The 9,480-nt window shown below is 44.0% G+C and carries 11 protein-coding genes and 2 pseudogenes; 3 read left to right on the forward strand and 10 right to left on the reverse strand.

All coding sequences use genetic code 11. The features are described from left to right. Positions 1 to 97 precede the first annotated feature (97 nt). The 5 genes and pseudogenes from F6J99_RS35610 to F6J99_RS35630 form a co-directional block, all read right to left on the reverse strand. Positions 98 to 625: pseudogene (locus F6J99_RS35610) on the reverse strand (transposase); the annotation flags it as partial. A gap of 107 nt (positions 626 to 732) precedes the next feature. Further along, a pseudogene (locus tag F6J99_RS35615) lies at positions 733 to 963 on the reverse strand (RNA-guided endonuclease TnpB family protein); the annotation flags it as partial. A 139-nt stretch (positions 964 to 1,102) separates the two neighbouring features. Next, complete coding sequence (locus F6J99_RS35620; RefSeq protein ID WP_365974941.1) at positions 1,103 to 1,348, reverse strand: esterase-like activity of phytase family protein; 246 nt, start codon at positions 1,346 to 1,348, stop codon at positions 1,103 to 1,105. A gap of 289 nt (positions 1,349 to 1,637) precedes the next feature. After that, on the reverse strand, positions 1,638 to 2,090 hold the full coding sequence (locus F6J99_RS35625; protein ID WP_293120270.1) for an esterase-like activity of phytase family protein: 453 nt from the start codon (positions 2,088 to 2,090) through the stop codon (positions 1,638 to 1,640). Positions 2,091 to 2,217: 127 nt separating this feature from the next. After that, complete coding sequence (locus F6J99_RS35630; protein WP_293120272.1) at positions 2,218 to 3,450, reverse strand: transposase; 1,233 nt, start codon at positions 3,448 to 3,450, stop codon at positions 2,218 to 2,220. 69 nt (positions 3,451 to 3,519) lie between these two features. Between F6J99_RS35630 and F6J99_RS35635 the strand changes: the two genes are divergently transcribed. Beyond that, positions 3,520 to 3,690: a ribbon-helix-helix protein, CopG family gene (locus tag F6J99_RS35635; protein ID WP_293105118.1), complete on the forward strand. Its 171-nt coding sequence runs from the start codon at positions 3,520 to 3,522 to the stop codon at positions 3,688 to 3,690. A 343-nt stretch (positions 3,691 to 4,033) separates the two neighbouring features. On the opposite strand, the gene F6J99_RS35640 is transcribed toward F6J99_RS35635, so the two are convergent. After that, positions 4,034 to 4,753, reverse strand: coding sequence for a LuxR C-terminal-related transcriptional regulator (locus F6J99_RS35640; RefSeq protein WP_293120274.1), 720 nt, complete (start codon positions 4,751 to 4,753; stop codon positions 4,034 to 4,036). Between the two features lie 95 nt (positions 4,754 to 4,848). Here F6J99_RS35640 and F6J99_RS35645 point away from each other — a divergent pair, with 95 nt between their 5' ends. Beyond that, the gene (locus tag F6J99_RS35645) at positions 4,849 to 5,682 is read left to right on the forward strand and encodes a sulfurtransferase (RefSeq protein ID WP_293120276.1); all 834 of its coding nucleotides are present in this window, start codon (positions 4,849 to 4,851) and stop codon (positions 5,680 to 5,682) included. A 570-nt stretch (positions 5,683 to 6,252) separates the two neighbouring features. Next, positions 6,253 to 6,675, forward strand: coding sequence for a helix-turn-helix domain-containing protein (locus F6J99_RS35650; protein ID WP_070392246.1), 423 nt, complete (start codon positions 6,253 to 6,255; stop codon positions 6,673 to 6,675). 165 nt (positions 6,676 to 6,840) lie between these two features. On the opposite strand, the gene F6J99_RS35655 is transcribed toward F6J99_RS35650, so the two are convergent. The 4 genes from F6J99_RS35655 to F6J99_RS35670 all read right to left on the reverse strand — a co-directional run. Further along, on the reverse strand, positions 6,841 to 7,587 hold the full coding sequence (locus F6J99_RS35655) for a DUF3747 domain-containing protein (RefSeq protein WP_293120278.1): 747 nt from the start codon (positions 7,585 to 7,587) through the stop codon (positions 6,841 to 6,843). Positions 7,588 to 7,914: 327 nt separating this feature from the next. Continuing rightward, positions 7,915 to 8,430, reverse strand: a complete 516-nt coding sequence (locus F6J99_RS35660; RefSeq protein WP_293120280.1) for a peptidylprolyl isomerase — start codon at positions 8,428 to 8,430, stop codon at positions 7,915 to 7,917. A gap of 35 nt (positions 8,431 to 8,465) precedes the next feature. Further along, positions 8,466 to 8,600: a hypothetical protein gene (locus F6J99_RS35665; RefSeq protein ID WP_293120282.1), complete on the reverse strand. Its 135-nt coding sequence runs from the start codon at positions 8,598 to 8,600 to the stop codon at positions 8,466 to 8,468. Positions 8,601 to 8,825: 225 nt separating this feature from the next. Continuing rightward, a partial coding sequence (locus tag F6J99_RS35670) for a D-alanyl-D-alanine carboxypeptidase (protein ID WP_293120284.1) occupies positions 8,826 to 9,480 on the reverse strand: 655 nt, incomplete at its 5' end.

The following is a 9,480-nucleotide window of genomic DNA, read 5'->3' on the forward strand; positions in this document are numbered from 1 at the left end:
TTGAGGGTTGGTTTTTCACCAACATGGAATTCAAGTTATCAAGGTATGTCCTTGTGGTTAATCCCCCGTTACCGGTTTCTAACCAACGAATCGCACTCGCATGTTCTTCACGCTGCCTACTTATTTTGAGATGCTGCCTGCCTAGTCTATTGACGGCTTTTCTTCGGTTGGATGAGCCTTTATTTTTTCGGGAAACCCGACGTTGATAAAACTTTAAACGTTCTTCGCCTTTTCTGTAAAATCGAGGGTTAGGTTCTGTATGATCATCAGAATCTGTATAAAACTCTTTGAGTCCTACATCTAATCCGATTGTTCGACCAGTCGAATTTAAGTCTTCGCGTGCTACGACTGCCACACAGAACTGGACATAGTAGCCGTCAGCTCGTCGGACTATCCGAACCCGATTAATTTGTTTCTTGTCGAAGCGCCATAGATCCCAAGTCCCTTTAAGCTTAAGCTTCCCAATCCCTTTCTTATCCGTGAACGTTATCGACTTTTTGTCAGGGGACAACTTCCATCCTGACTTCTTGTATTCGACAGAACGAGCGCGTTTATGAAACTTAGGAAAACCCTTTTTACCTGGAACTTTTTTCTTGCAATTATCGTAGAAGCGAACAATCGACGACCGGAGATGAAACCTTAGAATAGTGGAGCCTTTATGGGTGACTGGCTATGGGTAAAAGGGTTAAAACTTTTGTAATAAGGCTCCACTATTCTTACGGTAACTTCTAACCATGCCCTCTCAGACGCAGCCTGACGGGCGGTAGAGTTTAATTCATTGGCAAAGGGGAATTCATTGGCCAGTATTTTGGAGTACCGGCTCAGGTCACTTTTCCCTGTCCCTTTATTGTCCAACCATAGACGGATGCAGCTATTTCGGATAAACTTGACTGTCCGAATAGCTTCATCTATAGCTGAATATTGGGACTCTTTGCCTTTGGCTTTAAACTCTAAAATAATCACCGAATCTCGACCTACTTAACCTTTGGTTACGCTACGGGATCGATATATTTTTATATTATCATAATTGTATAAAAAAGTAAAGTGCTAATCAAAATTTTCCTCACGGCGACTAAAGTCGCTGCGAGCTTTCATCCCCGGTTTAAAAACACGGGGCTTTCAGCTTTTGGGAATTCCGTAAATCATACTGTAGAATCCGAACAGGGCTTTGATCTTCTAGTGTCGAAGCCGAGCCATCTTGAATCAGAGCATTCTCGACTGCGGTATAAAGGAAGCGGTCATCTGGGGTAATGGTAAGACTTTCAAAGGCACGATTGTTACCAAAAATTTTGGGTAATCGCGCCCCGTCCTTATAGGACGGCTTTCTTTTTAAGTGAAAACTTGACAGTTTTCACGAAGCGTGTTAGTATAGAATAATAACATAAAACACTTAATACTCTAGATAAACATGATCTTAAAATAAGTAGATGATGTAAAAAATAAGCTAAGATATCAGCTTATTGCATAATCAAATCTAACGATTTTGATATCTACGAAAACATAAGATAAAGAAAAAGTTTATCTAACTTGTTAAGTATATTAGGTACGGTGGGGCACACCGAAACCTAGGTCATAGACCAAGTACGCTTGTGGAGAGGAGACCTCTATTTTTTCTGGCTCCGGCCTGGTTAAACAAGTCACCTCATTGAAGCAAGAATCCCCGTCCTTCCAGGGCGGGGAGTGTCAAGAATGCCCTTTGTTCCATCTGAGGTAGGTAAAAACTTATCCGGTACCGTCAGCTGATTGAACTGTTGTCCTGCTAGAGAGAATTCATTGACGAAGGGATTAAGAAGATTGTTAGCATCCCCTTCAGAGGAGATAAACAAGGTTCCAGCACTAGTAAAGGCAATGCCTTCTGGATCAATAGCCCGTTCTGGGAAAGCCTCACCGCTAGCATTCCGTAGAGTAGTGACACCTGTAAACCCGACATCACCCTGATCTAGACTACCATCACTTAAATCAATATCAATAGTATAGAAACGAGCGGGAGCATTTTGGCTGCGGTCATCAGACAGACCATAGTAGACACCATTAGCTGGATCGTAGGCTAAACCAGAGATACCGCCAACTTCTGTATTCTCAAACTGCAATCCAGTATTAAAACTAACCTCTCCAAGGAAGTTAATACCAGTGACAACTTTCGAGTTACTATCTACTACTGTTGGCTCTACCTCAACATCAACATATAGTGACAGCTCCTACACTGACCTTGCAGGTTCAGTGTAGGCAACAAGCGCCAATCCGGGTATCCCTTAGGAGGCGCTGGGCTTTAAGAACGGACTGCCCTTCCGCTCTATTTTTAATATTTATTGCTGCATTATGATCTCTGTCCAAACTGCAACCGCAGTGAGGACAATCATGCCACCGAACGTGCAGCTTTTTAGGGACTTTTTTGCCACAACTGGAACAATTCTGTGAAGTATTCTGAGCACTTACTGGAATCGCTAACAAGCCAGCATTTGCGGCTTTGCTTGCCAGGATTGTCAGGAAGCTAGACCACCCAGCGTCCAATACAGATTTAGCCAATCGGGATAAGACAAGTCCCTTTACGTTTAATTTTTCGTGAGCAATTACATCGTATTTTGACAGCAAATATTTTGCTGTCTTAAAATGAAAGTCTTTTCGCTTGTCCGATACTTTTTTGTGCTGCTTTCCAAGTTTTTTGATAGCTTTGAGTCTATTTTTTCCTCCTTTTTTTCGTCGAGATACTCTCTTCTGGATGACTTTTAGCCTTTTCTGAGACCGTCGATAATATTGAGGAATGCTTACTGTTTCCCCTTCAGAAGTGGTCAAAAATTCTTTAAGGCCAACATCAATCCCAATTATAGATTCAGGGTTAATGTCGGGCTTAACCTCGGGAACAGTCTTATCTTCTAGAGACAAGACCAGATAATAACCATCACACTTTTTTGTTATTGAAGCTGTCTTTATCTTAAAGCCATTCGGGGTAGCTGACGCTTCGCGAACAGGGATAGGGCGGTGTAATATAATCTTTACCTTACCTATTTTGGGAAGGTTGATTAAATTACCTTCTAGACACCCTTCTTTTATTTGAGGGTAAGTGAAAGTACGATAGCGGTGCCTTTTTTTGAACCTAGGTCTTCCGCTTCGTTTACCGTTACTATCTCCTTTTATAAACCGATCGAAAGCTAGTTTTACTCTCTTTACTACATCCTGTAGTACTTGAGAATGAATCTCTTTATACCAGGGATGAGTTTTTTTGAGATTTGGTAAAGTCTTTTTCTGAGAGTAGTAATCTGGATTGTTTCTTAATTCGGCAATATGACAAACGAGAGGACAAGCATTGATTGAGCAGCGATTTTGCTCATACCAAGAAAATCGCTCAGCCAATAAATAATTATATTGAGCACAAAGCATTGAGAGCCAATGATCTATTTTTTCTTTTTGATCTTTTGTTGGCTTTAGCCGGTACTGATATGCAATTCTCACCCTTGCTTGTCCTCTTATCTATCGACCTAGTAATATTATAGTTAACGTACAGCCATTTTTCAAGTCACAATGAAAAATAAAAAGTTAACAATCTCGATTACAGATTTTGAGAAAAGACAGTTAGCACAAGAGGCCTCGCGACGCGGAATGACTCAATCAGAGTTGATAAGGAGCTTGATAGCTCGCTTTCGGGACCCAAAAGACTCTGTGCAAAATTCATCCCTGGAAACGAAACCTTAGATAGTGGAGCTTTATTACATGCATATTTAACCCTTTTGCGCATAACCGACTAACCATAAAAGCTCCACTATCTTACGGTAACTTTAAGCACCTATGCTGCGCATGTTCGTTGTGGGGCTTCTAATGCCTGCCAGCTAAACGGTGATCAGAACTGGGAAAGGGAAAATCACCCACTAGCTCAAAGGAAGGGTCATCACTTTTCGGCCAGAAAACCGTTGCTTCAGTGATAGTGAGATTTTGAGAAGGCAACCTCACGGGGTGACAAGCTAATTGAAAATCTTACAGGGGTTAGGTTTTACAAGATGTTATCCTGCAATGGCGGCACAATTAATAGTTATGCCGCTTATCGTTGGGTGTTGGGCATCGAGTCAAATCGAGATAGTGCTTGATTTGATAAGTAAGCTTTTTTAACCCAAAGTTGTGCAACCATCTCAGCACGGGATGAAACTTTCAGCTTGCGAAACATTCGCTTGAGAGCTTGCTTCACGGCATTCTCTGTAATCCAAAGTTCAGTCCCAATTTCTGCGTTAGTGCGTCCCAATGCAACTAATTCGGCAATTTGCAATTCACGAGGCGTTAAGCGTGCGCTTTTGAAAGATTGGTGCTGGGAGCGCACGGTTGTAGCCCAAACAGACAAGTGCAAACAGACTGCACTCATATCCGCTAGATTCTGTGTATTGAAAGCAGGCATTGACCGTTCACGAGTGCAGCCTAGGGCACCTACTAATTGACCACTGCTGATGATTGGTCCTGCCATCACATGCCAATGATCTGGCCGAGGACAAATCAAGGCCCAAACCTTGGGCGATGCTACCAATGATTCATGGGCAGGAGCGTGATGCTCAACCACATAGCGTAAAACAGGGTTATGGTCGATAGATAGGGCGATTTTTAGGGATTCCTTAAGCTTTTGATTAACTGGAGGCAATTGATCGAAGAAAAAAATGCCCCATCGCTTTGCCACAAAATGCTCACCAATTTTTGGGACAATGCGCGATCGCAAGTCTGCTTCATCCTTGACCTGATGAATGGCTTTAAATAAAAACTGCAACGAACTCGTCATGACCGTGATGACCAAAAGTGTACTCGATCGGGTACTGGGCAAGCTAAACTGCCTTCCCTAATATTAGCTTTAGCGTCAATATTAGGAGAAAACCGATGTCTGAATACGCTCACCCTGAAGTTTTGGTCAATACACAATGGCTGATGGATCATCTCGAAGATCCGATGGTGCGTGTGGTTGAAGTTGATATGAGTCCAGAATCTTACAAAGATACTCATATTCCGGGGGCTATTTTCTGGAATTTCTCCACTGATCTGTCCATGCCCGACTTCGGAATGAATTTAGACCCCACTGCGATTGAGGAACTGTTGTCGCGCTCAGGAATTTCCGAAGAAACGACCGTCATTGCCTATGGTAGTTACCCAGGCACAGGAGCTTTTATTTTCTGGTTTCTGAAGCTCTTTGGACATCAAAAAGTGTATGTCCTTAACGGTGGTCATCAGAAATGGGTGGCAGAAGGTCGTCCAGTAACATCAGACTTGTCAAACTTTCCGCCCACCTCTTATCAAGCAACCTCTCCCAATCCTGACTTACGAGTTTTCCAGGCAGAGGTGCAAGCATCTTTAGAGAAAACGGATTGTGTGGTGCTAGATGTGCGGACTCCTCAAGAGTATTCTGGTGAGATATTTATGATCAAGCCGCCAGAAGGAGCTGAACGTGGAGGGCATATTCCAGGTGCGGTGCATCTTGAGTATACTCATACCTTGAATGAGGACGGTACATTTAAGTCAGTAGAAGAGTTACATGCTCTTTACAGCAGCCGAGGTGTTACAGCTGACAAGGAAATATTTCCTTATTGTGCGATTGGTGCACGCTCTGCGTACACTTGGTTCGTCTTGAAGTATTTACTCGGCTATCCCAAAGTGAGAAATTATGATGGATCGTGGAATGAGTGGAGCCGTCTACCTCATGGGCTGATTGAGCAGTAAAAAAAATACCAATTAAAGTAGGGTGGGCAAATTTATATGATCTAGAATACTCACCCATAACCAAACGGTTTTTGCCCACCCTACAAGCTTTAGCTGATTGAGCAGTAAAAAAAATACCAATTAAAGTAGGGTGGGCAAATTTATATGATCTAGAATACTCACCCATAACCAAACGGTTTTTGCCCACCCTACAAGCTTTAGCAAAGGGAACAGCGGATCATCGGAACAGGGAGTAGGGTGGGCAAATTTATATGATCTAGAATACTCACCCATAACCAAACGGTTTTTGCCCACCCTACAAGCTTTGGCTGACTCACTGAGCACTCAATTGTGAAAATGCAATAGTTTGTGATAACCCTTTTATTCTATTAAACTCATTACTCCCATTTAACCCTACTGCTTGACATTGCGATAATGCAATAGTTTTTCAGTACCCTTTTATCCCACTAATCTCATTAATCCCACTAATCCCTTCAATATTGTGAAAATGCAATAGTTTTACCTAATCCTTGCATTTTCAGAAAACGTGTGTTACCTTAATAATATCGTTAAAGCAATGGTTTATTAGCCATGATGATTTCCACCGCACAAGCCGCTGAATTACTTGGTGTTTCTGCCACTCGCGTCCGTTATCTTCTGGGCAAGGGCAGAGTTAAAGGGGCTTATAAGGTGGGGAGAACTTGGGTGATTCCTTTGTTTGATGGTATGCCAGTGGTGACTCCTGGCACTCGCGGACCAAAACGGAACTGGTCAAAGCGTACAAATTACACTAAGACAGTGATTCATGTTAACCAGAGGGTGATTCGCAACAATCTCAAGACGGGGGACCGGAATCCTGTGATTACGGTCAAGCGAGGCTCTAAAAATGTTTACGGTCATACGGTGGAGGTCAATGGCCCCTGTCGGGTGATGTATCGTCCAGATGATCCCCTTAAGTGTGGAGCACGGGTTTGGATTGAGACTATTTCTGATTTTGAGGTGATTTCAGCGTGATGGGTCAGCTGTTCAGTATTGAGATTGGGATACCTAAATTGCTCAAAGGGAATAGGGAATAGGGAACAGAGATACAATCGTGTGTACCTCATTAGGGGAAAAAAAACTAGATTAGCAAAAATCTCCCTATCTCCCTATCTCCCTATCTCCCTACCCGTGAAATTCTTAATTAGACCCATCAAACACTGGTATGCCATCATTTGAGGATTCTGCCGGTGCAGGTGCTGGAAGTTGAGGGCTAGTGTCAGGAAAACGTTCACCACTAGTCTTCGGTTGGGCTTGTGGTTTGGTAAAAATATATTCCCTGCTGGGAGTAGGTGGTGAGGGTTGAGGGCTACTAGTCCATTGTGGCGCGACAGTATTAGCGATCGCACCATAGGTAAGATAGATGTGACCTAGTTGTTTGCCCTGATACATACGTTTGGTAAATCGCCAACCAGGATCGAGAAAGATTTTGAGAAAGCCATTAGCCAAACCTCTGGTGCGGCCAAGCTCAATGTCTGGGGCATTGCGGTCAATGCGGTGAGTGCCTACTAATACCAATTCCCCATTCCGCTTAACCACTCTGAGCATATACTCTAGACCGAAGTCTTGACTATCGACCCGCATAGAATAGCCATTGCTATCTGTACTGCGCCCACAAATTCCTGTAAAGTCAAAGTTGAGCAGCAGAGGCTCTACTACAACTGGGTTAGTGCCACGTTCACGCCAGCACGCTTGCCAGTTTGCTATCTGCTCAATGACTAGTAATTGATATTGGTTGTAGCCAAAAGGGGCAGCTACTGCAATAAAATTGTTTTCGTTAACTTCGATGTTGCCAAAGGTATTCGCTGCTGCTGGATTGATAGCGCCTAAGGTAAGGCAAGAAGCTGTAGTGATTGCAGTAGCTGCTAGCCAGGGTGATGTGTTCATGGGTTTTACCGTTCCTAAGTTAGACCATTCCCAGTAGACGCTAGCACTAAAGAATTTGCTCCCCTAGTGATACAGTCAAATTATATCAACTCGGCTTGATCAAGAATATCTTAGGAAAAGAGAAAAGGTCAGCTATTAGCGGTCAGTGGTCAGTGGTCAGCCGTCAGCTATTAGCGGTCAGCGGTCAGTGGTCAGCCGTCAGCTGATATTATTCACAAGCTGTTCGATGTAGCTTCGCCTACGGCCAATAGCTGATAGCTGATTACTGATAGCTGATTACTGATAGCTAATTACTGACCGCTGATAGCTGATTACTGATTGCTTACGTTACTCGTTAATCGTCACTTTCACCATTTTAACCGGAGTTTTGGGGCGATCACCACGATCAGTAGGGGTGGTTTGAATCTTTTGCACCACATCCATACCCTCAGTCACTCTACCAAAAACCGGGTGCTTCGAGGGGCCTGGAGAAAACCAATCGAGATAGGAATTGTCCCGTGTATTGATGAAAAACTGACAACTACCGCTATTGGGAGCACCGGTATTTGCCATAGATAACGTACCTGGTTCATTGGAAATTTTGCCATTGTCCGGGTGCTCATCCTGGATGCAGCCGTCAGGACCATTCCCGGTACCGGCGCGAGGACTATTGGGATCCTTGCTATAGGGACAGCCAAACTGAATCATGAAGTTATTAATCACCCGGTGAAAATGAAGACCATCATAGAAACCAGACTGGGCTAGTTTAATGAAATTACCGGCTGTCTCTGGCATCACATCGGTGAGCAATTCTACCGTGATTGTGCCTAAAGAGGTTTCTAGGGTTGCGGTTGGGTTTGCCATCTATATTTCTCAGTTAATGAGAGTTTTGTTAACACTCAACCAGGATACAGCAGGGAGTCGGGAATCGGGAGTGGGGAATCGGGAATCGGGAATCGGGAATCGGGAATCGGGAATCGGGAATCGGGAGTGGGGAATCGGGAGTGGGGAGATAAGCGATCAGCGATCAGCATTCAGCTATTAGCATTCAGCTATTAGCATATGCCCATTCGCGCACGCTACGCGAATAGCTTTTGAATAAGCGATGCAGCGCCTAAGCATTAGTTTAATCTGAGTTAGGTCACAGGCTGGAAGCCTGTGCCACCCCTGACTGCTGACCGCTGACCGCTGACCGCTGACCGCTGACTACTCCCTACTCCCTGTTCCCTATTCCCTGTTCCCTGTTCCCTTTCTTAAAACTACCTAACAATTTCACTAAACGACCTCTTACCGATCCTCTGGGGTGATGGTTTAATGTCAGGAGGAAGAGATTGCACCACTCCCCATTTAGTTACTAATTCTTTTAGGAGCATCTCTTGTTGAGTCCGGTATTTGGTATAGTCTCCCCCTGAATTCATGACTGCAAACCAAACAGTGCCATAGGTTTGAGTTGGTAAGGCTCCGGCTAAGGTACTAACATAATTCAAACTACCGGATTTAACTACTGCTAAGTTAGGCAATGGACGTTCATTTAAGATACCTTTGTCTTGTCCTACGATGGCAAATACATCAGCAACGGTCATGTTGTATTGCTGAAGATAGCGCTCAATGGCGAGAAATACAGCAGTGACAGCCCGAGGAGACATGCGATTTTCTTCACCTAAACCAGAGCCATTGATTAAGCTAATTTCTGATTGGGGTACTCCCGCTGCTTCTGCTGCTTTGCGGGCTACCACCTTGGCACCACCAGCTGTATTCGCTAGCATTTCTGCCATTTTATTATTACTGTAGCGATTCATTTTCTTCAGCAGTTCCGCCAGGGGAAAGGAATACTGGCGCACTAGGGGCTGTAGATTGTCAGGGGGTGAAGCTACTACTTGCACAGAGCCTGCGATCGCAATTTCTGGTCTAGGA

This window comes from Moorena sp. SIO4G3, from assembly GCF_010692305.1.
Taxonomy (GTDB): Bacteria; Cyanobacteriota; Cyanobacteriia; order Cyanobacteriales; family Coleofasciculaceae; genus Moorena; species Moorena producens_A.

Excerpts from the sequence above, each read along its gene's own strand:
- F6J99_RS35635 (WP_293105118.1), top strand. The coding sequence starts at position 3,520 with ATGAAAAATAAAAAGTTAACAATCTCGATTACAGATTTTGAGAAAAGA.
- F6J99_RS35640 (WP_293120274.1), bottom strand. The coding sequence starts at position 4,753 with ATGACGAGTTCGTTGCAGTTTTTATTTAAAGCCATTCATCAGGTCAAG.
- F6J99_RS35645 (WP_293120276.1), top strand. The coding sequence starts at position 4,849 with ATGTCTGAATACGCTCACCCTGAAGTTTTGGTCAATACACAATGGCTG.
- F6J99_RS35650 (WP_070392246.1), top strand. The coding sequence starts at position 6,253 with ATGATGATTTCCACCGCACAAGCCGCTGAATTACTTGGTGTTTCTGCC.
- F6J99_RS35655 (WP_293120278.1), bottom strand. The coding sequence starts at position 7,587 with ATGAACACATCACCCTGGCTAGCAGCTACTGCAATCACTACAGCTTCT.
- F6J99_RS35660 (WP_293120280.1), bottom strand. The coding sequence starts at position 8,430 with ATGGCAAACCCAACCGCAACCCTAGAAACCTCTTTAGGCACAATCACG.
- F6J99_RS35665 (WP_293120282.1), bottom strand. The coding sequence starts at position 8,600 with ATGCTGATCGCTGATCGCTTATCTCCCCACTCCCGATTCCCCACTCCC.